General features: G+C 70.4%; 18 protein-coding genes and 2 pseudogenes. 6 read left to right on the top strand and 14 right to left on the bottom strand.

What is annotated here, in order from left to right:
* Positions 1–141 precede the first annotated feature (141 nt).
* Positions 142–294, top strand: coding sequence for a hypothetical protein (locus OG289_RS04405; RefSeq protein WP_327312672.1), 153 nt, complete (start codon positions 142–144; stop codon positions 292–294).
* A gap of 30 nt (positions 295–324) precedes the next feature.
* Here OG289_RS04405 and OG289_RS04400 read toward each other — a convergent pair whose 3' ends face one another.
* The 5 genes and pseudogenes from OG289_RS04400 to OG289_RS04380 all read right to left on the bottom strand — a co-directional run.
* On the bottom strand, positions 325–1,365 hold the full coding sequence (locus OG289_RS04400) for a PucR family transcriptional regulator (RefSeq protein ID WP_327312671.1): 1,041 nt from the start codon (positions 1,363–1,365) through the stop codon (positions 325–327).
* Between the two features lie 169 nt (positions 1,366–1,534).
* Entirely contained in the window at positions 1,535–1,816 is a 282-nt protein-coding gene (locus OG289_RS04395; protein WP_327312670.1) for a hypothetical protein, read from the bottom strand.
* A gap of 78 nt (positions 1,817–1,894) precedes the next feature.
* Positions 1,895–2,386 (bottom strand): CBS domain-containing protein, encoded by a 492-nt coding sequence (locus OG289_RS04390; protein ID WP_327312669.1) that lies wholly within the window; start codon positions 2,384–2,386, stop codon positions 1,895–1,897.
* 152 nt (positions 2,387–2,538) lie between these two features.
* The gene (locus OG289_RS04385) at positions 2,539–2,886 is read right to left on the bottom strand and encodes a hypothetical protein (protein WP_327312668.1); all 348 of its coding nucleotides are present in this window, start codon (positions 2,884–2,886) and stop codon (positions 2,539–2,541) included.
* 174 nt (positions 2,887–3,060) lie between these two features.
* Positions 3,061–3,351 (bottom strand): annotated as a pseudogene (locus OG289_RS04380) (flotillin domain-containing protein); the annotation flags it as partial.
* Between the two features lie 543 nt (positions 3,352–3,894).
* Between OG289_RS04380 and OG289_RS04375 the strand changes: the two are divergent.
* A complete protein-coding gene (locus OG289_RS04375; protein ID WP_327312667.1) occupies positions 3,895–5,325 on the top strand; it encodes a vanadium-dependent haloperoxidase in 1,431 nt (476 codons plus the stop codon).
* A 345-nt stretch (positions 5,326–5,670) separates the two neighbouring features.
* Here the strand turns inward: OG289_RS04375 and OG289_RS04370 are convergent, their stop codons facing one another.
* The 6 genes from OG289_RS04370 to OG289_RS04345 form a co-directional block, all read right to left on the bottom strand.
* Positions 5,671–6,969, bottom strand: a complete 1,299-nt coding sequence (locus OG289_RS04370; protein ID WP_327320585.1) for an ArsB/NhaD family transporter — start codon at positions 6,967–6,969, stop codon at positions 5,671–5,673.
* Between the two features lie 400 nt (positions 6,970–7,369).
* Positions 7,370–8,605: a cation:proton antiporter gene (locus tag OG289_RS04365; protein WP_327312666.1), complete on the bottom strand. Its 1,236-nt coding sequence runs from the start codon at positions 8,603–8,605 to the stop codon at positions 7,370–7,372.
* Positions 8,606–9,292: 687 nt separating this feature from the next.
* The gene (locus tag OG289_RS04360; RefSeq protein WP_327312665.1) at positions 9,293–10,027 is read right to left on the bottom strand and encodes a hypothetical protein; all 735 of its coding nucleotides are present in this window, start codon (positions 10,025–10,027) and stop codon (positions 9,293–9,295) included.
* 270 nt (positions 10,028–10,297) lie between these two features.
* Positions 10,298–10,783: a hypothetical protein gene (locus tag OG289_RS04355; RefSeq protein ID WP_327312664.1), complete on the bottom strand. Its 486-nt coding sequence runs from the start codon at positions 10,781–10,783 to the stop codon at positions 10,298–10,300.
* A 75-nt stretch (positions 10,784–10,858) separates the two neighbouring features.
* Positions 10,859–11,503, bottom strand: coding sequence for a hypothetical protein (locus tag OG289_RS04350; protein WP_327312663.1), 645 nt, complete (start codon positions 11,501–11,503; stop codon positions 10,859–10,861).
* An 812-nt stretch (positions 11,504–12,315) separates the two neighbouring features.
* On the bottom strand, positions 12,316–14,268 hold the full coding sequence (locus tag OG289_RS04345) for an SMI1/KNR4 family protein (protein ID WP_327312662.1): 1,953 nt from the start codon (positions 14,266–14,268) through the stop codon (positions 12,316–12,318).
* Between the two features lie 408 nt (positions 14,269–14,676).
* On the opposite strand from OG289_RS04345, the pseudogene OG289_RS04340 reads away from it, so the two are divergent.
* The 3 genes and pseudogenes from OG289_RS04340 to OG289_RS04330 form a co-directional block, all read left to right on the top strand.
* Positions 14,677–14,805: pseudogene (locus OG289_RS04340) on the top strand (dihydrofolate reductase family protein); the annotation flags it as partial.
* Between the two features lie 35 nt (positions 14,806–14,840).
* Positions 14,841–15,011: a hypothetical protein gene (locus OG289_RS04335; RefSeq protein ID WP_327312661.1), complete on the top strand. Its 171-nt coding sequence runs from the start codon at positions 14,841–14,843 to the stop codon at positions 15,009–15,011.
* Between the two features lie 116 nt (positions 15,012–15,127).
* Positions 15,128–17,062: an ABC transporter ATP-binding protein gene (locus tag OG289_RS04330; RefSeq protein WP_327312660.1), complete on the top strand. Its 1,935-nt coding sequence runs from the start codon at positions 15,128–15,130 to the stop codon at positions 17,060–17,062.
* Between the two features lie 32 nt (positions 17,063–17,094).
* Here OG289_RS04330 and OG289_RS04325 read toward each other — a convergent pair whose 3' ends face one another.
* Complete coding sequence (locus tag OG289_RS04325; protein WP_327312659.1) at positions 17,095–18,348, bottom strand: MFS transporter; 1,254 nt, start codon at positions 18,346–18,348, stop codon at positions 17,095–17,097.
* Positions 18,345–19,712, bottom strand: a complete 1,368-nt coding sequence (locus OG289_RS04320) for an MBL fold metallo-hydrolase (RefSeq protein WP_327312658.1) — start codon at positions 19,710–19,712, stop codon at positions 18,345–18,347. Before OG289_RS04320 ends, OG289_RS04325 begins: the two co-directional genes overlap by 4 nt.
* Before the next feature lie 87 nt (positions 19,713–19,799).
* Here OG289_RS04320 and OG289_RS04315 point away from each other — a divergent pair, with 87 nt between their 5' ends.
* The gene (locus OG289_RS04315) at positions 19,800–20,477 is read left to right on the top strand and encodes an ArsR/SmtB family transcription factor (protein ID WP_327312657.1); all 678 of its coding nucleotides are present in this window, start codon (positions 19,800–19,802) and stop codon (positions 20,475–20,477) included.
* 552 nt (positions 20,478–21,029) lie between these two features.
* On the opposite strand, the gene OG289_RS04310 is transcribed toward OG289_RS04315, so the two are convergent.
* Positions 21,030–22,394, bottom strand: a complete 1,365-nt coding sequence (locus OG289_RS04310) for a dihydrolipoyl dehydrogenase family protein (protein WP_327312656.1) — start codon at positions 22,392–22,394, stop codon at positions 21,030–21,032.
* Between the last annotated feature and the right edge of the window lie 82 nt (positions 22,395–22,476).

The following is a 22,476-nucleotide window of genomic DNA, read 5'->3' as shown; positions in this document are numbered from 1 at the left end:
CGGAGTTCCCTGACGGTGGGGCGAGTCACTCCGAAATCGTGCCATGGCGCTGCCTGTTCTGGCTGTCCCGGGGCCGGTGGACCTTGTGCGGGTTTCGGATCGCGGGTTCGCCACGCCGCACGCCCTCCCTCCGCCGGGCCCGTGGGTGAGGTGTGCGGCCGGGGCAAGACCCACGCCGTGGAGACCCACGCCGTGGAGACCCACGCCGTGGAGACCCACGCCGTGGAGACCCACGCCGTGGAGACCCACGCCGTGGAGACCCACGCCGTGGAGACCTTCGCCGAGCCCGGCTGAACCCCGGGCCATGTTGCGGGCTGTCGGGCGTCACGCCTCGTCGTCGGGCCACCCGAGGAGCCGCGCCCCGATCACCGCGGTCTGCAGGGTGTAGCGGTGGACGGGGTCGCCCGGGTCGGCGCCGGTGAGCTTGTGGATGCGCTCCAGGCGGTAGGTGAAGGCCCGCACGCTCAGGTTGAGGCGCCGGGCCGCCTCGGCGGCGACGCAGCCGGAGTCGAAGTACGCCGTCAGCGTCTCGACGAGGGGCCGGGCGCCGCCTCGCGCGCTCAGCAGCGGGCCGAGGGTGTTGCCGACGAGGTCGGCCATGGCCTGCCGGTCGCGGGTCAGGACCGGGTAGACGAGGAGGTCGGCGACGCGCAGCACCGGCTCCTGGATCTCCAGCCGGTCGGCCAGATCGAGGGCGTTGAGGGCCTCTTCGTACGAGTGGACGACTCCGCCCGCACCCGGGTGCGGGCGTCCGATGGCGACCTGGCCGCCTTCGGTGGCCGCGTACGCCAGGAGGACGCCGACCGCCACCTGGCGTTCAACACCCTCACCAGGACGGTCGTCCGCCTCGACGGCGTCGGACAGGCGTGCCGCCGGCTGCCCGATGACCAGGGCATCGTCTTCCCCGGCGGCTACCACCTGGCCACGGGCACGTACAAGACCTTCGACGCGGTCGTCACCGAGGGCCTGGAGTTCGAGCGCGCGGTCCGCTCGCCCAACGGCGAGGACGTGCTCTTCGCCTTCCACGCGCGCGTGGAGGGCCGCAGCCTGCTGCTGCCGTACAACGTGATCCGCAAGGAGGTCGCGACCCCGCTGTCCTGCCACGGCTGGGCGCTCTTCGAAGACGGTGCGCTCGTCGTGCGGCGTGCGGACAGCGACGAACCGCAGCGCGTCCACCCCGTCCAGCTGTGGAACTCGCCGTTCGTCTCCGACACCCACGCCGCCGCCATTCCCGCGGGCACCGGCCCGCTCGCCCGCGTCGGCAACGCCGACCTCGTGCGCGGCATCTCCGACTGCCTGTCCATCACCCGTGCCGTCACCGGGACCACCCCGACGAGCGAGGTGTACGAGGCATGCTGGCCGCATCGATCGCCGTGCTGCTCCGTCGCGAGCGGCGACGGATGGGCTCCAGCCCTCAGGCCCGTCGCATCGAGGCCGCCGCGACAGGGGTCCGGGACGCACGACGCCAAGCCCACGCCCGCCGGCATTTCAACGGGACCGGTTCGATCGGCGGCCTGAGGGATCACGACTCGCGCTAAGGGCTGTCCGTTGAGGTGCGTGCAGGGTCCGTCGACGGAATCTCCGTCGGCGGCGCCCACCGTGACATGTCGGGCGGCGGGCTCCAGGGCGCGGGGGTGGGGTCCGGCGGCGAGGCGAAGGGGCCCGCGTGGTTGTGCATGAGGATCAGCATCACGGTGGCGAAGGCCACGCTCAGCACGATCAAGGCCAGGCCCACGGGGTTGTTCGGGTTGTACTCGTAGCGGTTCGTCCCCCACTTGCTCCGTTTGAAGACGGGTTCGTTCTCGTCGAAACGCACAGCGAAGTTCCTTCTTCGAGCGCACGAATGGCGGGCCGGAGCACGGGAATACACCGATGCCGACCGGTCCGATTGCCGTCACGAGGATTCCGATGCTCCCGTGGCCCCGAGGAGTTCGTGCAGAAGATGCGAGGCGGTGATCACGCCCAGCAGATGCGTGCTCCCTTCCTTGTGCCTGTCCTTCGCCCTTTCCGCCACTGCCACCAGTGGGCTGCGCACCCGTGCCATCAGCGCGGCCACCTCCAGCGCGGTGTCGTCCGGGTCGGCGATCGGCGGCGGGGTGGCCTCGTGGGGCAGGCAGTCGCCGACGCGGCGGCCTGCCAGGGCCTGGCAGAGCCGGTCGGCGTGCTTCTCGTCGACGACGGCGGCGAGCGTCGGGTCCTCGATGACGTAGGCGGGCACCAGGATTTTGATCATCTGGGAGGCGGGAAGGATCGCCTTCGGCTCGCCCCGTTCGTCCACCACGAGCAGGGCGGGCAGTCTGTGCTCGGCCATCAGCCGGGCCGCCTCCACGGCGTCGCTGTCGACGCTCACGGTTTCGTACTCGACCGCCAGGTCACGAGCGCGCATGGCGGGCTCCTCATCTGCTGGAAAGGTTCCTGTACTCACCGTCTTACGCCATCGGCGAGCGGGCCAGGTCATTGACGCGAAACATACGCGGCGTCACCGGTAGAACCACCGCGTGGGGGAGAACAGGCCACTGCCGGGCCGTGGCGACGCCATCAGGACCGCTCGCCGATGCCCCGGTCGCCGGCCTGGGAACGCGTGGTGCTCCGGCGGAACCGGTCACCGAGCTGCGAGCCGGCGATGAGTCCCGCCGCGAACAGCAGCAGGCCGACCTCTACGCCGGGCATGAGGAACATGGCGTCCTCGCCGACCAGCCCGCCCCACCGTCCCAGCGGGACGACCAGCCCACCGACCCACATCACCAGCAGGGCGACGCCCCGGACACGGATGCCCCACGGGGTCGTACGGCTGCGGACCCGCCTGGGCGCCCAGCCCCGCAGGGAGGCGACCGACAGGGGCAGTACGAAGGCCGACCAGCCGATCAGCCACAGCCACAGGAACACGTCCCACACCCTCTCTTCGCACCGGCCCGGTGGCCGAAGGCGCCCCGCAACCGCCGGCCGGCGACCAGCACACGCCGACGTCTGTCCATGAGGAGCCCGGGCGGCTCGCAACCGCCCGGGCTCCCACCACTGCTTGTACCGACACTGCTTGTACCGACACTGCCTGTGCCGACGTCAGCCGCTGATCTCGATCTTGCCGTTGGCTTCGGCGGACGCCGCGGCCTCGGGCAGCGGGCCGCTGTTTCGCCGGGTGATGCTCTTCAGCAGCTGGGCGAGGTCGACTCCGGTGGTGGAGTTGAGGAGTTCGACGCCGTGGGCGACGTTGTCGGCGACCGTACGAGAGCGTTGCGAGGCGCCGTCGGTGGAGATCACCGTCATCTTGTCGATGGCGCTGAGCGGCTCGGATGCCTTGGCGACGACCTGCGGCAGGACCTCGACGAGCATCTGCAACACGGCGACCACACCGCCCGTCCATCGCGTCGCCGTGCTGTTGGGAGCATGCTCACACGTTTCGGGTGGTACTGACATTGCCTGTTCCCGGCAATCTTCACGTTTCTTTGATGCCGGACTCCGCACCGCCCGACACGCTCCCGAGCCGGGGGAACCACATCAAGCTCGTCGAGGGGGTGCCGTGCGAGGTTGCCGGAGCATGACGCAACGCACCCCTCCCTTGGTGAGCAGAGCCGTCCGCCGCCTCGTACCGCCCTCGCCACCGGATGACGGGCTGCTGGGCTCGTACCTGCCGACTCGGCCGCGTCCTGAAGACCGATGATCGCACCGGCCTGGCCGTCACTCGCCGGGGACTGGCTGCTGGAACGCAGGAGTGTCCGTACGTATGACCCCAGGCATGCCTGCCAGGATGATCGATTTTGCGCCGTCGCGGGGGCGGGACCGGCCGTTCCGCGGACCGTATCGGATTTGTACAAGCCGCGGAGGCGGCGTGTGCGCCAGTGTCGCGCCGCCACCTTCCGGTGGTCATAAGACCTGATCATAACGGGGAGTTGAGGCATGACCACGAGTACCCGATCTGTCCGGGCGCGCACTGGGATGTGGCGCCGGGTGCTGGCCACGACGGCGGTGCTGGCCGCCACCGGCAGCGCGCTCACCGTCGCCCCGCAGCCCGCACGGGCGGCGTTGCCGCAACAACGGATCGCCGATCCCGTCCACTACTGGAACGATGTCCTGCTCCAGGTGATCCGGCGTGAGGGTGGCGGACCGGGGCCGATGTCCCGTTCCGCGGCGATGCTGAACGCGGCGATCTACGACGCGGAGAGTTCGTACCAGCTGAAGTGGAAGGGCAAGATCACCTCGGAGCCGTACATCTACGCCCACAAGTACGACGGCTGGGTCGAGGGTCCCGACGAAGAGGAGCGGGTGATCGGCCGTACGGCGTACAACATCCTGCTGGGGCTGTACGGCAAGAACCAGACGCAGTTCCTCGACTCGAAGTTCCGTGAGCGGTTCGGCACCGAGCCCACCGAGTTCGATCTGCTCGACGTCACGATCGTCGGCCGCATGGTCGCGCAGATGAGGGACGCGAGAAACGGCGACGGCTCCGACAATGATCAGGTGTACGTCGGCGACAACAAGCCGGGTGCGTGGCGGCCCACCAGCTACCCGGACATGCCCGATCCCTCGTGCGAGCGCGACAGTCAGGCAGTCACACCGTTCTGGGGCCAGATGAAGCCCTTCGCCCTCACCTCCGGCTCGCAGTTCCGCCCGGCGACCCCGGGCCTGTACGGGACGTACGAGAAGTTGCTGGCCAGCGACGCCTACAAGGCTCAGGTCGAGGCGGCGCGGTCGGTCGGCGCCGACAAACCGACCGCGCGTACGCCCGTAGTCAACCGGACCCCGGAGCAGGAGGCGGCGGCCTGGTTCTGGGCCAACGATCTGGACGGCACGTACAAGCCGCCGGGCCAGCTGCTTCAGGCGACCCGAGAGGTCTCCCAGGCCCGCGGCCTGACCACATACGAGAACGCTCGGCTGTTCGCACTCGTTTCCATCGCCATGGCGGACTCCGGAATCGCGGTTCGGGACGTGAAGTTCCTGACCCCGATCGACCTGTGGCGGCCGGTGTCCGCGATCCGGGAAGGCGGGCTCGACCCGGAGTGGAAGCCGCTGCTGAAAACCCCGGCGGGCGTGAATGTCAGCCCGTGCTTCCCGGCCTGGGCCTCGGGGCACGCGACGTTCGGCGCGGCCTGGGCAGGGGTGATGAAGCGCTACTTCGGCAGCGACAACATCGCCTTCGACATGACCACCGACGAGCCTCAGTCACCGGTGAAGACCCGCCACTTCACCAGCTTCAGCGCGGCGGCCACCGAGGACGCCTACAGCAGGGTCTGGCTCGGAGTCCACTTCCCGTGGGACGCGGAGGACGGCCTCACCCTGGGTGACAAGGTCGCAGCCCAGGTCTTCACCACGGAGTTGCGCAAGCTCTAGGCCCAATGCTGGTGACTTGGACCGACCGCAATTGGATCACTTGAGGCGGCGGGTGGGGGAAGGGGAGCCGCCGAGTGACCTGAAGCCCGTTCATCTCTCGGGCCGCGCTCAGCCGGGCGCGGCCCGAGGAGCCGGTGTGCGTGAGGTTCTCCAGGACGACCGTGCCGCGGCCGGTGGCGGCGGCCACCGTGTCGTCGTCCGGCAGCAGCCTCGGTCCTTCCCGGCTGCTCGGTGGCCGGCCGTTCGGTGAGTGCGTCGTCACCGGCCACGATCATGGGTCCGGTCCATGCCATGGTGCAGGTGGGCTGCGGGAGCAGGGCCATGGCGTGTGCCACCCACCTCCGGTCAGGCGAGGGCGAAGTAGCGCAGCCACACGTAGAGGGCGGACAAAGCCACGGTGACGACGGTGACGACGAGGCCGTACTTGGTGAACTGCCAGAAGCTGATGGGCTGGCGGTTGCGTTCGGCGATGCCGAGGACGACGACGTTGGCGCTGGCGCCGATGGCGGTGGCGTTGCCGCCGAGGTCCGCGCCGATGGCCAGCGCCCACCACATGACGTGGTCGGGGTCGCCACCCATGTTGTGCACCAGGTCGGCGGTGATGGGGGCCATGGTGGCGACGTAGGGGATGTTGTCCACGATGCCGGACAGCACGGCCGAGGCGCCCAGCAGCAGCATGGAGCCGCCGAGTTCGTTGTCGCCGATGGCGTCGGCGAGGGATTTGGAGATCTCGCCGATCACACCCGTCTCGATCAGGCCGCCGATCATGATGAACAGCCCGGCGAAGAAGGCGAGGGTGGGCCACTCGACCTCGGTCAGTACCTCGCCGGTCTCCGCGGAGGAGACGGCGATGAGCAGGCCGGCCCCGAGCAGGGCGACGACGCTGGGCGCATAGTGCAGTACCGGGTGGAGGACGAAGCCGGCGACGACCAGCGCCAGCACCACCAGGCCCTGGACGAGCAGGCGGGTGTCCTTGATGGCCTCCTTCTCCTCCAGGGCCATGACCTCCTCCGCGCGCGCCTCGTCGTAGACGAAGGACTTGCGGAACAGGAACCGGCACAGGGCCACGAGCACCACGACCAGGACGGCGGACAGCGGCGCGAGGTGGACCAGGAAGTCGTTGAAGGTCAGGCCGGCCCGGCTGGCGATGATGATGTTGGGCGGGTCACCCACCAGTGTGGCGGTGCCGCCGATGTTCGACGCGAACACCTCGGCGATCAGGAACGGGGCCGCCGGCAGCGCCAGACGCTCGCACACCAGCAGCGTCACCGGGGCGATGAGCAGCACCGTCGTGACGTTGTCCAGCAGCGCCGAGGCGAGCGCGGTCATGACGACGAGCATCACCATGACACGGAAGGGTCTGGCCCGTGCCCGCTTCACCGCCCAGATGGCGAGGTACTCGAACATGCCGGTCTTCTTGAGCACGCCGACGATCATCATCATGCCCATCAGCAGGAAGATGACGTTCCAGTCGACGCCGGAATGCTCCGAGAAGAAGGCCGATGAGTCGTCGGTCGCGCCGATCGCCAGCATCAACGCGGCGCCGCCCAGGGCGGCGCCGACCCGGTGGATCTTCTCGCTGATGATCAGGCCGTACGTGGCCACGAAGACGGCGATCGCCGCCCAGCTCTGCCAGCCGTTCACGTTCCTCCGACAAGTCGTTCCAACAGACGGGCCGCCGTTACGGCGACCCAGGGGGCTGTGGGTGCGGGCCATGAGGGCCGCGATGTGCGTGACGCCCGCTTGCGTGGTGACCGGCGGTGGCCTGACCCGGAGGCGCGGCAGCCACTGTGCCACCGTGACCCCGGCGAGCCTCTCCAACGCCTCGTCGAGGGAGCGGTCGTCCGTCGCGAGGGCGAACTGTGGGTCCGTCAGCGCGTCCGGAGGCAGGAGCGGCCCGATGAGCTGCGGTGTTGCCACCGCGGCGTACGGCTGTCCGCAGCGATCGACGACCAGCGGCGCGGGCAGCCGCCGCTCGACCGGCAACCGGGCCGCCTCGCATGCGTCGTCGTCGGCGACGACGTACGGGTACGGCTCCGCGAGCTCACGCGCCGACACGGCCGGCCCCCTCGACGGTACGGGGCGCTTCGTCGCCGCCCGGTACACCGACAAGGTCCTCGACTTCGAACATGCGGGCGATCGGTACGTCGGTGGAGCTGTGCGCGACGATCGAGAAGGCGATGCACACGGCGATGAGCGTGAACGCCTCCTCGCCCTGCGGAATCCCAGCCTGCAGCACCAGCAACCCGTACACCACGGACGCGAACCCCTTCGGCCCGAACCAGGCCGCGACCAGCTTCTCCTGACGGGTGAACCGTGTGCCGACCAGCGACAGCAGCAGCGAGACCGGGCGGATCAGCACGATCGCGAGCACGACCGCCACGTACCCGCCGAAGGACAGGTCACCGAACAACCGGGGTGTCAGCAGTGCGCCGAAGACCAGCAGCGCCGCGAACTTCGCCAGCTCGGCCAGCGCCTCGCCCAGCGGCTCGAACGCCTCCTTCGCCTCCAGGGAGCGCGCGGTGAGCACCGCGCCCGCGGAGAACGCGGCGAGGTAGGGGTTGGCGTGCGTGAGGTGGCACGTGGCGTACAGGATCACACCGATCGCCAGCGGCAGCAGCGGCTGCAGCTTGGGCTCGGCGCCCAGCATCCGGAACCGCACGAGCTCGACGACGACGAACGGCAGGACGACGCCGCATACCAGCCCCAGGACCAGCTCCAGCACGATCTTCCCCAGCGACGCCTCGGCGTGTCCCGAGGTCGGCCCTGCCGCGGCGATCAGGATCAGGACGACCGGCAGGGCCAGCCCGTCGTTGATGCCGCTCTCCACATTCAGCAACTGCCGCAGCTTCGCCGGGACTTCCTTGCGCCCGACGATGGCGGAGGCGAACACCGGGTCGGTCGGCGCGAGTACGGCGCCGACCAGGAAGGACATCGTCCAGTCCAGGCCCACCAGGTAGTGCGTGATCAGAGCCATGCCGACGAACGCGAGCGGCATGCCGAGGCCGAGCGCGCGCGCCGGGTTGCGCCAGTTGGCGCGCAGCTTGGGGAATGAGACGTGCATGCCGTCGGTGAACAGCACCGCGAACAGGGCGAGGTCGGCCGTCATGGACACGATCTCGCTGTCCGGCGTGACGTGGATCAACCCGAGGAACCCGTCGCTGACGAGCGCGCCACCGACGAGGAAGAGGAGCGAGGTGGACAGTACGGTCCGGGCGGCCAGCCCCGACAACAGCACCGTGATGAGCAGCGCCACCCCGAAAACCACGACGAGCACCATGACCCGGACCCCGATCGGTGAAGAGACTTGTCCTCAAACCGCCGACCAGACTTCCCGGCACACCGCTGGGAACCCTACACGTTCTTTACGCGGCATTGACAGGTCGTCGACCCGCACTGTGGCAGGGGTGAGATTGCCGGGTGTCGGCAAACTCGGCTGCTGGTCGTCGACGGGTTCTCGCACGGCCGGCATGACAAGCGAGCCGGGCCGTGCTACTCGTCGCTCCCTTGGGGTCGCAGGGGGGAGGGGAGCGCGCCCTCGGCCGTCGGCGGCTCGAAGACGCCTTGCGACTGCCCTGCCGTGGGGGTGTTCTGTTCCCCGGAGAGCCCCGCCGCGCCCCGGGGCAGCCAGGAGGAGATTCCCTGTCGCTCGCGCTCATTTTTTGGCTACTGGGCAAGCTGCCGGACTCCTGGCCGGCCTGGCCGGCGCAATGCGCCACCTCGCCGGTATTCCTCGTCGCCGCCGGCGAGGCAGGTGTCCTGTTGCGCCGGCGGTGGACGGCTCGGCGAAACACACGGCGGCATCAGCCGGTGGCTGCGCGGCAGCCACCAGCCGACCCGGAGACGCCGGCCGCCCGCCCTTGACCGTACGGTCCACCGCGGAAGTTCTCTCGGCGACGGTCACACACCGCCCGCGGCGTCCGGTGCCCTTCCTGCGGGTGCCGGACGCCCTGGTCGAGGGGATGGGTCAGCTTTGGCCTGCCGTGCCACTGCTGCTCTTCACCGAGGTCAGGACCTGTGCTGCCAGCTTCTTCGCGCTCGCGGCGCCGTTGTCGGCGCCGTCCGTGGACAGCACGCTGACGACGGCCGTGCCCGCGCGGGAGGCGATCAACGTGGTGCCGCTCTCCCAGGCGCTGTCGGTGAGGGTGATGGTGTACGCCGCGTCCCCGAGCCCGGCTGTGGAGGCACCGGTGACCGTCACCTTGCTGTGGGTGTCGGAGTCCGTGTAGCTCGGGCAGGCGGCGACGACGTTCGCCAGGTCCTTCAGCACGTCCGCGGCGGTGGTGCCACGGTAGACGTCGATCTCCTGGTCGAGTTCGGCGGACGTGTCCTGGTTGATGTAGGAGTTCTGTGCGAACGAGACGCCCTCCACGCCGGTGAGGCTGATCCAGCTCGTGGCCGCCAGGTCGGGGCAGTGCGGCTTGGCGGCGTTCTTGGTGGCCGGCGCCTGGTAGGTGTCCCCGGTGTCGCGGGCGAGGCTCGGGTCGGCGGCGAAGCCGGAGGGGAAGTACGAGGCGGGTGCCAGTGCCTTCTTCAGCTGCGTCCCCGTCAGGAGGCCGGCGTCGGGGTCCTTGGCCTCTGACGGCGTGGCGGCCGCGGGGGTGCTGCCGGCGGAGTCCGTGGAAGTGGAGGAACAGGCGGCCAGGGCCAGCGGGAGTGCCGCGACGGCGAGCATCTTGACGGCATGGAACGGGAGACGCATCGAAAGTCCTAGAAACTGAAGTGCACCGTGCGCCGGACCTGGGTGGGGGCCGGGAGCGGGCGCGCCGCGGAAGCGCGGAGGCGTCCGGGGTTTGGTCGGCGGGGCCGGAAGATCGCCGAGCCCGGAGTGACCCTAGGAGGGTGCAGGCCACAGAATGATCACCGGTTCCTCAAAGCAAGGTCAAAGCGTCGGCTCCCGTCCGAGGTTTTACCGTGTCTTGAGGGAGTCTTGTGGTGATCCGGGAACAGCGATCCGCCGGCCGCCGCTCGATTACCGAGGCTCGTCCGGTTGGTCCTTGGCCCACCACAGGAACGCGGCGGAGTGCTGCTGGTTGGCGAATCCTTCGCCGACGAGGGTGTGTAGGAGGTCGTTGCTCCAGAGGATGAGGCGGCCGAGGGTCCAGTTCGCGGACTCCGGCGCCGGCAGTTCCAGTCCGTAGGCCATCCGCGCGAGGGGGCATACGGCGCAGCAGCTGCCCGTAGGCGATGTCGGTGTCGATGCCATCTCGCTGGTGCGGCCCTTGGCCTCGCAGATCAACCGCTCGTCGCCGCGCACCGCTTCGATGTCGGTCCAGTGGTCGGCGGGATCGACCGGCGTCCAGCCCTCGGTCAGCAGCCAGGTACGGAAGGCATCGGTGACCCGGTCCTCGTCGCTGCCGCGCGCGAGGATCTTCCGCAGGGCCGGCAGGTCCGCGTCATGGTTGCGGCGCGGCCGCCCGTGGCCGTCCGCGTCGAGGCCGGCCGGGCGGATCACCACCAACCGCAGTCCCCGGGCGGGGATCTCGGTGTCACGGCGGGCGTCGTACAGCGCCCCCTCGGCTCTCCGGCTTCTTCAGCCGGCGCGACGCCACCGGTAGTCGTTGCCCGCGCCGTATCGGCACTGCATGCGGGTTCCGGCGCTGGTATGGCCGTACGCTCCGGGATCACCGCACCAGGAGCCGGGACGTACGCCCCTCTCGGGGCCGCTGTCCACGCTGTCCGACGTGCCGTCGGCAGTGTCGTCCCCGACCTCGGGGGCGGGGGTGTCGGTCCCTTCGCCGTATGGGTCGGTCGAAGTGGCTTGCGGCCTCCGCGAACCCGTGTAGCAGCCGTCGTCGGGACTCGCTATCTCCACGGTCACCAGCCGGCCGGGCTCGTCGAGTGCGCCGCTGGTCAACTCCGCAGTGCACACCGTCCACTCGTCGCGCTGCGGATCACCGCTGTACGCGAAGACCAGCGGAAGGCCGGTCGCACGGTCCAGGACGCTGACCTCGCCCTCGTCCAGGCCGTCCTCCAACGCGCCCCGGGCATCGCCCCAGGTCCCGCCCGCGAAGTCGGACAACGAGAGCGAGTCAACCGGGGTGCTTTCCCAGGGGACGGACGCACTCCCTGACATCGCCCCCGACGACGGCACGTTCTCCGTCTCGTTGATGGACGCGATCGCCAGTGTCACCAGCGCGAGCGTGAGAACCGCCGCCACCAGTCCCTGCACCATCACGCTGTCACGAAGAAACCCGAGCGTCCTGTCCATGAGCGCGGCCGGCCGCGGCTTGCCGGTGTGGCCGACTCGGCCAGTCGCGGGGCCTTGCTCCTGGTGGGCTCCAGGTTCCTTCTGGTCGGGCGGGTCGGCGTGACGGAGCTGCTTGTGCCCCCGCTCGCGTTCCCGCTTCTGGTCCCGCTCACGGTCTTCGGGGGTACGCCACCGTTGCGTGACCCCTTCGGGCAGCTCTCTGCGTACGCTCGACGGTGGGTGTCCGGTCGCGCGTGCGTGCCTGCGCACCGCTGCTGCCGTGGTCTCCTCCTCGGACTGAGGCACTCTGCCGCCGCACGCCTCACACGTCCATGCCCCCACCCGGCGTCCCCCCTTGTCGACCCGGTGCTCATCTTCACACCCCTCACCGGTTACGCCCACGGCCGGCGTCGGCTCAACACCGCCACCCGCCAACCGGGGCAACTGAAGGACGCGAGCGGAGTGTGCGGAGCGTGGGACGTCGGTTGCCGGCCTGCGGCGGACAACCCCGAGTAACGCTTGGCTGATCGAGAGCCCGATGCTCCCGGCTCCGCGATGGTGAGGCGTAAGGATTCCGTCATCGGCTGCGCGGTGCGGGAGGGCCCTCGTTTCCGTTGGGTGGGAGAGCAACAGGCGAACTCCTAGGAGGCGAGGCGGAGATGGCGCGCGTGCGCAAGGTGCTGACCGGGCCGTCAACAGGTCGTGGCCGCGTGGGCCGCTCTGCGCCGCCGCTCCTGGGCCACCCTGCCCGCGCGGCTGCGCCTCCCGCGCGCGGCCACTTTGCGCAGCCTCGCCGGTCTCTACCTGTTCCCCGGCCCGTCCTCTCCCGCCCGCCGGCCGTCCGCCGGGCGCGCGGCAGCCTGGTGGATGCGGATCACCGCGTACGTCTCGCCGTCCCTGGGCGGCCGCGTCCACGAACGCGTGGTGAATGTGCGCAGCCGCCCGTTCACGATGGCATGACGCGGCAGATGGGCACCGAACTCCCCGGTCACCGCTTCCAGCAGCGACCGTTCGGCCCCGGCCTCGTCCTCCGGGGCGCCGAGGAACCGGCTCGGATCCAGCGCCCGCGGTATCTCCCCGCTTGGCCGGATCTCTCCGTCCGCGTACGTGAATGCGTACTGCTCGGCACCGTCTCGCGCCACCGAAAGGTGGAAGAACGGTTCCCCGTGCCGTGTCCTCAGGCCGCTCCACACCACCACCGCACGGGTGCCCGCGCTGGCGGCCGCGGCCGGGGAGACGAACCGCCGCTGGTCGAACTGGGCAGGGGCGCCGTCGAAGGCGAAACTCCAGCCGGTACCGGCCCGGCCGACCGCCATGAGAGCCCTGTCGTCGTAGGACGAGAACTCCCTCTGGCTGTGCGGCGACCTGTGGCGCGCCTCCCAGAAGGTCATGGGTTCGTTCAGCGCGGTGCCGTCCCCGTCCGCGAGACGTCCGGGCAATTCCTCCGGCGCCACACCTTCCACCAGGACGAACCGGTAGGACGTGCGGTTGTTGCCCGAGTCCGGCTCGGCGAGCCACGCCAGGTCGCCCGGGTCGAGCCCGGCCGTCGGCCTCGGTGCCTCACCCGCCTGCCCGCCCCTCGGCGTGGACAGCAGCTCCCGGCCCCGCTCCGGGGTCAGCAGCGGCCCGAGCACCGGGTCGGCCACCCACCCCAGCGGCGCCAGGTGGTCCGGTCCCAGCGGCTCCCACAGGGGCACAGCGTTTGTCAGTGTCCGCCATGCCCCGTCGGTGTCTCCCCACCGCGCCAGCTCCCGCGCCCGCTCGACCGCTTCCCCGAACGGTCCCGCCGCCGTGTACCGGTACGTGCCGTTCCTCACCTGATCCAGCGTCGCGTAAGCCAGTGACACCAGGTCGTCGTCGGCGCCCCGCAGATGGAACATCAGCGTGGAGTCGTCCCGGTACGAGTGCGCCGCGTGCTCGGCGACCAGAGGTGGCAGCAGCTCGGGAGCGTACTGCGGGTCCGTCACCAGTCCGTCGAAGTACACCATGTAGGTCTGTCCGAGCAGGCGGCGTATCTGGTCACCCAGCCCGGCGGCCCGCGGTCTGCCGTACTCCTTGGCCTCGTCCAGCGCCTTGCCGGCCCGTTCCCAGCCGCCGCGCAGCGCCTCCAGCCGGGCATCCTCCACCAGGGCGTCCAGCTTTCGCGTCGTGTCGTTGGCGAACACCGGCTCCCCGTCGCTCCGGTGCGCCCGCAGGCTGTGGAACTCCCGGTACATCTCCTGCATGAACTCGAGGAAGTTCGCGTGCCGCTCGGGCGGCGCGGCCCGCCAGCTCGCCCACGTGTACACGGCCCACTCACCGTCCTCACCCACGTCCTCGGGGTCGATGAGGACGTGGGTGATGTCGGACTCGATGTCGAGCTGCAGCCCGCGCCGCCAGATGTCCGCCTCCCGCCGCTCCTCGGGCCCGGCGTCCTCGTCCAGGTACTCCTCGAACATGTCCGCGAGCCCCGACTCGTTGTTGTGCCAGTGCGCGTCGTCGGTCCCCGCCAGCAGCCACACGAACCCGCCCGCGTGCCGCCATCCGTCGCTGACCATGAGGAACTCCCGGTACGACGGGGGCACCCGTCGGCCGAGACGCTCCTCCATTGCTGCGATCCGCTCCTGGGACGCGGGCGGGAACCCAAGCCACCGCGCTTGCCGCGCGGCCTCGTCGTCCTCGCCCCGCGTCTCGCCGTCCGGCAGGGAATCCGCCCACTCCCCGCTCCACCTGAGCAGGAAGGACCGCCAGTCGAATGCCGTGGTGTCCGTCATGCGCCCGATGCTGCCACCCACCACTGACAACGCCCCGCTGCCTGTTGCGGCCAACGGGACCCTCGCGTACGCGACCGGCACGGCAGTTGTGCCGGTGTGCTCGAGCCCTGCGCGGTCGATGGAGAAGCCGGCGAAGTCCACATCGGTGGACGGCTGGCCTGGTCCCGTGTGCGAGTCGCCCCTCTGACATGCTCTTCGCGCGCTACGGCCCGTTCCGGGTAACAGCATTCAAGGGAGGAATCGGACTCCTGCGGAGCAGGGCAGGGGCTGTGACCCGCCGCCAGGGCGGATCACAGTGCCGTGGCCCGCAGCTTTGGTCATCACATGAGATCCCGCCAGTTTGTGAGTGTGGCCACGACCCATGTGAAGCGGGCGTTCAAGTACCGCTTCCGTCCGACCGATGCGCAGCTCACCGGTCAGACCGGGCTGAACCCGATCTTCCAGGGTGCGGCCGACTTCGACCTCGAGCTGATCGAGCGCCGGACGCTCGACGGCCACATCCAAGAGCTCATCTACCGGCCCACCCTGCACGTCTGAGAGCCGTCCGCTGTCCGAACAAGGAACTCGCCACCATGGTCGACGACAGCCGAGTGGCCCTCCCCGTCGACCCCGCAGCCTTCCCGGCGCCCCAGAAGGACGCCCGGTACTGGACGGCCGGCGCCTTCGACCCCGACCCCGCCGTGCGCTTGGCCCTGAACTACGACGATGGCTGCACCGACTACCGCAAGCTCACCACTGGATAAGTCCGCTGCGTACGCGGAACGCGGCTGTGTCCGGTTCTCGCCGGTCCGCGGTAAATGCCTGGACCGAGGACCTCCCCCGACGGGACAATTCCGACTTCCGAACCTCCGGGAGTGTGATGGGGACAACAGACACGCGAGGGTCGACGCCGGGCAGGAGCGCGGTCGTTCTGGCACTGCGCCGCTACGGCCGGGAACTGCTGCGACTACGACTGCTGGCCCTGCCCGCGCTGCTGCTGCCGGCCGTGGGCAACATCGGCATCCGCTACGTCGCCCCCCTGCTGATCGCCAAACTGGCAGGACAGGCCGCCGACGACGGCGGTCTCACCCTCGGCTCGGCGCTGCCGTACGTGCTGGGCTTCGGCGTGACACTGCTGCTCGCCGAGGCCGTGTGGCGGGTCGGGCAGCACTGCCTGAACCGCGTGGACGCCCTTGGCATGGAACACCTTTACGTGAGCGGCATGGACGAACTCCTCGCCAAGGACGCGGCATTCTTCCACGACAACTTCGCCGGCTCCCTGACCAAACGGGTGCTGAGCTTCGGCAAGCGCTTCGAGGACTTCGTCGACACGGTGACGTACCGGATCGTGGGCAGTCTCGTCCCCCTGGTGTTCGGTGCCGTGGTGCTGTGGAGCTACGAACCGATGCTCGTCGTCGGCCTTCTTGTGATGATCGCGCTGACCGTGGTGGCCGCGACACCTCTGATCCGTCGCCGGCAGAGGCTCGTCAACGACCGTGAGGCGGCGATCGCCCGGGTCTCCGGTCACGTCGCCGACAGCCTCATGAACATGGAGACCATCCGGGCGTTCGCGGCCGAGCGGCGGGAGGCCGACGAACACCGCAGCCGTGTCGCGGACTCCCGGCGCCTGACGCTGAGGTCGTGGGACTACGGCAATCTGCGCGTCGACACCCTGATCGCCCCCCTGTCCGTGCTGACCAACGTGCTGGGTCTGTTGGTCGCCATCGCCTTCGGTGGCCCGGGCCAGGGAGTGGAGGAGGTCGTCGTCGCTTTCACCTACTACTCCAACGCGACCGAAATCATGTTCGAGTTCAACCAGATCTACCGGCGTCTGGAAAGCTCGATGACCGAGGCCGCGCAGTTCACGGAGCTGCTGCTGGATCCGCCCACCGTGCTCGACCCGACGGAACCCGAACCGCTCGTACCGCGGGACACAGGCATCCGCTTCGAGGCGGTGACCTTCGCCCACGCGGGCGCGAAGCCGATTTTCCAGGCACTCGACCTGGACGTGCCCCCAGGCGCACGGATCGGTCTGGTCGGCAGGTCCGGCGGCGGCAAGACCACACTCACCCGGCTCCTGCTGCGGATGTCGGACATCGACGACGGACGCATCCTGATCGGTGGTCAGGACATCAGCCGGCTGCGTCAGACCGACCTGCGCTCACTGATCGCCTACGTCCCGCAGGAACCCGCCATGTTCCACCGCAGCCTGCGGGACAACATCGCCTTCGCCCGGCCCGGCGTCACCGACGAGGAGATCCACGCGGCGGCCGCGGCCGCGCACGTGACGGAGTTCGCCGACCAACTTCCCGACGGCTTCGCCACTCTGGTGGGGGAGCGGGGAGTCAAACTCTCGGGCGGCCAGCGTCAGCGCGTCGCCCTCGCCAGGGCCATCCTGCGCGACGCCCCGATCCTGCTGCTCGACGAGGCGACCAGCGCGCTGGACTCGGAGAGCGAGCTCCTCGTCCAGGACGCCCTGTGGCGGTTGATGGACGGACGTACGGCTCTCGTGGTCGCCCACCGTCTGAGCACCGTCGCCGGCATGGACCGTCTCGTGGTCCTCGACCGCGGAAGCGTCGTCGAGCAGGGCACCCACGGGGAGCTGCTCGCGGCGAACGGTGCCTATGCCAAGCTGTGGCAGCACCAGTCGGGCGGCTTCCTCGGCGAGAGCACCGAGTCGGCCCCCGGACGGGGACCGCAGGACGTCGTCGCACGCTCGTACGAGCACCGGGTCCACGTGACCGAGTCGGTCGCGGACGAGGTCAGTGAGGCGCTGACGGCCCTCAATGTCCACGACGATGCCCAGGGCGTTTGAGCCCGGGCTCCCGCAGAGCAACCTTCAGGGGCTCAGGTGCGCGGATGGGTCTCGTACATGCGTACTGCGACGACGAGGCCGGAGGCAGCGGTCAGGGCGGCGACGGCCCAGATGGCGGTGGTGAGGCTGTAGGCGTCGGCGAGGACTCCGGCGACCAGTGCGCCGACGGCGAAGCCGCCGTCGCGCCACAGTCGGTAGACGCCGACGGCGCGGGCGCGCCAGGCGGGGTGGGCGACGTCGCCGATGACGGCGAGGAGGGTTGGGTAGACCATCGCGGTGCCGATGCCGAGGAGGATCTGGGCGGTGGCCCAGACGGGGAAGGCGGTTCCTGCGGCGACGAGGGCGATGGCGGCGGCCTGCAGGAGCATGCCCGCTGTGACGAGGTGTTTGCGGCCGATGTGGTCGGACCACCAGCCGGTGAGCATCTGGCCCGCGCCCCACACGGCGGGGTAGAGCGCGGCAAGGACGCCGATCTGGGCGATGGACAGGCCGTGGGCGGCGAAGAGCAGGGGGAAGATGCCCCAGGCGAGGGCGTCGTTGAGGTTGTTGACCATGCCGGCCTGGCTGGCGGCGGACAGGGCCCTGTCGCGGAAGCTGGTGAGTCGGGCGATCTGGCCGGTGGTCAACTCGGTTGGGGGGCCTGGCTGCCGGGGGTGCTGGGCGGCCTCGGCGCGGGCGTGGTCGCGGGTCTCGCGGACGGCGAGGGTGGACAGGCTCAGGGCCAGGACGACGTAGACGGCGCCGAGGAGGAAGGGCTCGGGGCGCAGCCCGGCGTGTTCGGCGATGGCGCCGGTGGCCATGGCGGTGGCGGCGACCGCTCCGTACCCGGCGGCCTCGTTGAAGCCCATGGCCAGGCCCCGGCTCTGCGGGCCGGCCAGGTCGATCTTCATGATGACGGTGGTGGACCAGGTCAGGCCCTGGTTCATGCCGAGCAGGACGTTGGCGGCGATGATCCAGGCCCAGGTAGGGCCCCAGGCCAGCATGGCGGGCACGGGCAGGGCGATCAGCCAGCCGGCGATCAGGACCGGTTTGCGGCCGTAGCGGTCCGACCAGGTGCCGGCGAAGAAGTTGGTGATCGCCTTGGTGGCGCCGAAGGCCAGGATGTAGGTGAGGGCGGCGGTGTAGGCCGACAGGTGGAAGACGCCGTCGGCGAGCAGGGGCAGCACGGTGCGTTCCTGGCCGAGCATGCCTCCGACCAGGGCGTTGACCGCGACGAGCAGGGTGAACTGGGCCAGGTTGGCGCGCAGTCCGAGGCGTACGCCGCCGGGGGCGGCGGTGGCGGTCATGCGCCTTCCTCCAACGTGCGCCCGGTGGCCTTGGCCCAGTCGCCCGGTCCGCCGTCCAGGACGGCGAGGCCGTGGTGTCCGGCCCGTGCGAGGAGGCTGGCGGCGGTCATGGCTCGCTCGCCGTGCCCGCAGGCGACCACGGCCCCGGCCGGTGCTTCGTCGGCGTGTCCGGCGTGTCCGGCGAGGTCGCCGAGTTCGATGTGGACCGCGTCCGCGATGTGTCCGGCGACGTGCTCGGCCCGCTGTCGGACGTCGAGGACCTGACGTTCGGCGATGCGGTCGGCGGTGAGCAGGTCGATGGTCTGCTGCTTTCCGCCGTCCGCCTGCCAGGCGGTCATGTTCAGGTGTCCGGCCAGCCGCTCGTATCCGATCTTCAGGGCCTGCCAGGTGAGTTCGGCGAGGTCCTGGCCGGGCGAGCTGACGAAGACGATGGGGGTGTCGTCGGGCAGCAGCCAGCCGAGCCAGGTGGCGAACTGGTCGCGCAGCGGGATGGAGATCGCGCCGGGGACGTGGCCGTGGGCGAAGTCCGTGACGGATCGGATGTCGATGATCTGCGCGCCCTGGCCCAGCAGTCGGCGTGTCTCGGCCGCCGAGAGCGCGGCGAGTGCGGGGGCGGCGCCGAGGACCGCGGGGCCGCGCTGGTTGATCTCGCCCAGGCGGTCGAAGTAGGCGGGGTAGGAGCCGAGGCTGCTGAGCAGTCGCCGTACGAAGGTGTGCTCGTCCGGCGCTGCGAGCAGGGGGTTGGTCTGCTTCTGGGCGCCGATGGTGGTGGTGCGTTCGGCGCCGGGCGGGGCGGAGCAGAAGGAGCCGGCGCCGTGCGTGGGCCACACGGCCGTCGCGTCCGGCAGTTGGGCGAGCCGCCGTAGTGAGTGGTACTGGGCGCGGGCGAGTTCGTCGGCCCGCTCGGGGCCGAGCAGGTCGGTGCGGGCGGCGGAGCCGACGATGAGGGATCCGCCGGTGAAGACGCCCAGCTCCCGCGCGCCGTCCAGCAGGAGGAAGGACAGGTGCTCGTCGGTGTGTCCGGGGGTGGCCAGGGCCCGCAGTGTCAGCCCGCCCAGGTCGGTCTCGTCGCCGTCGGTGAGCGCGGTGTGCGGGAAGGCGCGGTGTCCGGCGGCGGAGGCCAGGACGGTCGCGCCGTCGTCGGCGGCGAGCTGGAGCGCGCCGGTGAGGAAGTCGGCGTGCAGGTGGGTGTCGGCGGCGTACGCGACGCTCAGCCCGCGCCGCTCGGCGGCCGTGCGCAGGGCGCGCAGATCCCGGCTCGTGTCCACCGCCAGGGCGCGTCCGTCGCCCAGGTCGACGAGGTAGGCGCTGTTGCCCAGCCCCTCGTCGACCAGCGGTATCAGGTGATCGTCGGCGAAGCCCATCAGGTCCTCCTGCTGTCTCGGTAGGCGCTGAGGTGGTCACGGCACTTGCGCACAGATACAATATTCCATGGATTTATGGAGGATGTCATGGCGGAGACCACCACGGCCGGCGCGAAGGCGCGGCTGTACGACGCGTTCGCGGCCAGCGGCAAGGCACTGGCCAGCGGAAAGCGTCTGGAGTTGCTCGACCTGCTGGCGCAGGGCGAGCGGACCGTGGACGCGCTGGCGAAGGCGGCCGGCCTGAACCTGACGACGGCCTCGGCTCACCTGCAGACGCTCAAGCAGGCGGGGTTCGTCGCCACGCGCCGTGAGGGCGTGCGCATCCACTACCGGCTGGCCGGAGACGATGTGGCCCAGCTGTTCGCGCTGTTGCGCAAGGTCGCAGAGGCGCACCAGGCCGCGGTTCCCGCCGCCCGGGACGCCTACCTCGGTTCCGACGACGCGCTGGAGGTCACCCGCGATCAGCTGTACGCCCGCGTGGAGGCCGGTCACGTGGTGGTGCTGGACGTACGGCCGGTGGAGGAGTACCTGGCCGGACACATCCCCGGCGCCGTCTCCATCCCGGTGCAGGAGCTGGCCGGGCGGATCAACGAGCTGCCCGAGGACGCGGAGGTCGTCGTCTACTGCCGCGGTGAGTACTGCGTGCTCGCGTACGACGCGGTGCGGCTGCTGACCGACCGTGGCCGCCGGGCGATCCGGCTGAACGACGGCATGCTGGAATGGCGCCTGGCCGAGATGCCCGTGCACACAGGGGAGTTGGCGTGACCGGCAGTCTTCCGCCGCGCCGTTGACCCGGAGCCGGGACCGGCTCCGGGGGTGCCGTCCAGGACGCGGAAGAAGGCCCTGCCGTCCGCGTCCCTCTGGCAGGCGGCGTTCGGCTTTGGGGTCCAGGCAGCGGTGCGGCGCCCCTTCCCGGACAAATCTCCTACTCACTGGCCACAGGCATGGCGCTGCCCACATGAGCGGTTGCGAGTGACGGGTTGCGCACAGACTCGCTCTGATTCCCCCCACTCATTCTGATACGCGCCCTGGTGTCTCGAATTGACCAGTCGGTGACACGGAGGCCACACGGCCGCCGACGGCGGCGTCGGCGCCCGGGCACCGGCTGTTGCCTACCCGCGCCGGAGCGTCGAGCCCGGGGACGGTGCGTCCGAGAAACGGCTCGTGCCTTTGCTGAGCCTGTCCACCGGCGCGTGCCAGGGCCGGCGCTGCCGATGGCCGAGGCCGGGTCGAGCAGGCGGACCTGTCTGCGCGCCTGCGCGCCTGTGGCCTTCGTGCTACCGACCGCCGACAGTGACCCGCGGGTCTCCTCGGGCTCTACCTTCGGCGCAGTGCCTCGAGTGCGTCTTCCACGGTGCGGTGGAAGGTGGGGTAGGCGTACATCATGTGCCGCAGCCGGTCGACAGGGACCTCGGCATGGACCGCCACCATGAGGCCGTAGAGGACCTCGCCTCCCATGGGGCCGACGGAGGTGGCGCCGACCAGTACCCCGCGGTCTGCGTCCTCGACGAGTTTGATCAAGCCCTCGTTGCCCGCCTTGTGGATCCAGCCGCGGGCCGATGACGGCACCTGGGCGGTACCGGTGCGCACCCGCAGGCCCTGCTCTCGTGCCTGGGCCTCGTTCAGGCCCACCGAACCGACTTCCGGATCGGTGAAGGTGACCCGGGGCAGGGCGCGGTAGTCCGCGTCGGGGCCGGGTTCGCCGAGGACGGCACGGACCGCGATCTCGGCCTGGTACATCGCGACGTGCGTGAAGGCTCCGCGCCCGGTGACGTCTCCGACGCCCCACAGGCCCGGGCCGGCGCGCAGCTGCTCGTCCACGTTCAGGGCGCGGATGGCGGGGTCGAGGCCGACCGTCTCCAGCCCGAGCCCCGCCAGGTCGGCGCGCCGTCCGGTGGCCACCAGCAGCCGCTCCGCGGTGAGTTCCTCGCCGCCGTCGAGGGTGAGGGTGAAGGTGTCACCGTCGTGGCGCGCGTCGGTGGCCCGTGCCCCGGTGCGCACGGTGATGCCCTCGGCGGCCAGCACGTCGGCCAGCAGACCGCCCGTTTCGGGCTCCTCCGCCGGCAGCAGCCGTTCCGCTGCCTCGACGACGGTGACCGCCGTACCGAAGCGGGCGAAAGCCTGGGCCAGCTCGACGCCCACCGCCCCTCCACCGAGCACCATGAGCGAGTGCGGGTTCTCCTTGGCGGAGGTCGCGTCGCGGTTCGTCCAGTACGGCACAGTGTCCAGACCCGGCACCGGGGGGATCTGCGGGCGGCTGCCGGTGGCGAGCACCACCCCGCGCCGCGCAGTGAACCGCCGACCGTCGATCTCCACCCGCCCCGGCCCGGCCAGCCTGGCGCGCCCGCGGACGAAGTGACCGCCCTTGCCGGTGAACCGGTCCACGGCCACCTGATCGTTCCAGTCGTCGGTCGCCTCGTCGCGGATCCGGGCGGCGACCGGCGCGAAGTCCGAAGTGACCTGCGCCTGCCCCGCCATACCCGGGATGCGGCGGGCCTCCGCGAGCAGGTTCCCGCCGCGGATCATCATCTTGCTGGGGATGCAGGCCCAGTACGGGCACTCCCCGCCGACCAGCTCCGCCTCGACCCCGACGACGTCCAGCCCTTCTTCGGCCAGGCGCTCGGCGACATGCTCACCGCCCACGCCCATCCCGATCACCACGACATCGGTCTCCTGCGCCATGTCCGTCTCCTCGCTGAGGTACTCCCGGGTCTCTTCGACGTATACCGGGAACCCGGTCGGCTCTCCCGCTCCTTCCCTTGCC

The organism is Streptomyces sp. NBC_01235 (genome assembly GCF_035989285.1).
Lineage (GTDB): Bacteria > Actinomycetota > Actinomycetes > Streptomycetales > Streptomycetaceae > Streptomyces.
Note: the sequence above shows the minus strand (reverse complement) of the source record. Positions and strands in the feature narration are given on the sequence as shown.

What these genes read in the sequence shown, in the direction of transcription:
- OG289_RS04400 (WP_327312671.1), bottom strand. Translation starts at nt 1,365, where the DNA reads ATGCGGCCAGCATGCCTCGTACACCTCGCTCGTCGGGGTGGTCCCGGT.
- OG289_RS04390 (WP_327312669.1), bottom strand. Translation starts at nt 2,386, where the DNA reads ATGCGCGCTCGTGACCTGGCGGTCGAGTACGAAACCGTGAGCGTCGAC.
- OG289_RS04375 (WP_327312667.1), top strand. Translation starts at nt 3,895, where the DNA reads ATGACCACGAGTACCCGATCTGTCCGGGCGCGCACTGGGATGTGGCGC.
- OG289_RS04365 (WP_327312666.1), bottom strand. Translation starts at nt 8,605, where the DNA reads ATGGTGCTCGTCGTGGTTTTCGGGGTGGCGCTGCTCATCACGGTGCTG.
- OG289_RS04360 (WP_327312665.1), bottom strand. Translation starts at nt 10,027, where the DNA reads ATGCGTCTCCCGTTCCATGCCGTCAAGATGCTCGCCGTCGCGGCACTC.
- OG289_RS04345 (WP_327312662.1), bottom strand. Translation starts at nt 14,268, where the DNA reads ATGACGGACACCACGGCATTCGACTGGCGGTCCTTCCTGCTCAGGTGG.
- OG289_RS04335 (WP_327312661.1), top strand. Translation starts at nt 14,841, where the DNA reads ATGGTCGACGACAGCCGAGTGGCCCTCCCCGTCGACCCCGCAGCCTTC.
- OG289_RS04330 (WP_327312660.1), top strand. Translation starts at nt 15,128, where the DNA reads ATGGGGACAACAGACACGCGAGGGTCGACGCCGGGCAGGAGCGCGGTC.
- OG289_RS04325 (WP_327312659.1), bottom strand. Translation starts at nt 18,348, where the DNA reads ATGACCGCCACCGCCGCCCCCGGCGGCGTACGCCTCGGACTGCGCGCC.
- OG289_RS04320 (WP_327312658.1), bottom strand. Translation starts at nt 19,712, where the DNA reads ATGGGCTTCGCCGACGATCACCTGATACCGCTGGTCGACGAGGGGCTG.
- OG289_RS04315 (WP_327312657.1), top strand. Translation starts at nt 19,800, where the DNA reads ATGGCGGAGACCACCACGGCCGGCGCGAAGGCGCGGCTGTACGACGCG.
- OG289_RS04310 (WP_327312656.1), bottom strand. Translation starts at nt 22,394, where the DNA reads ATGGCGCAGGAGACCGATGTCGTGGTGATCGGGATGGGCGTGGGCGGT.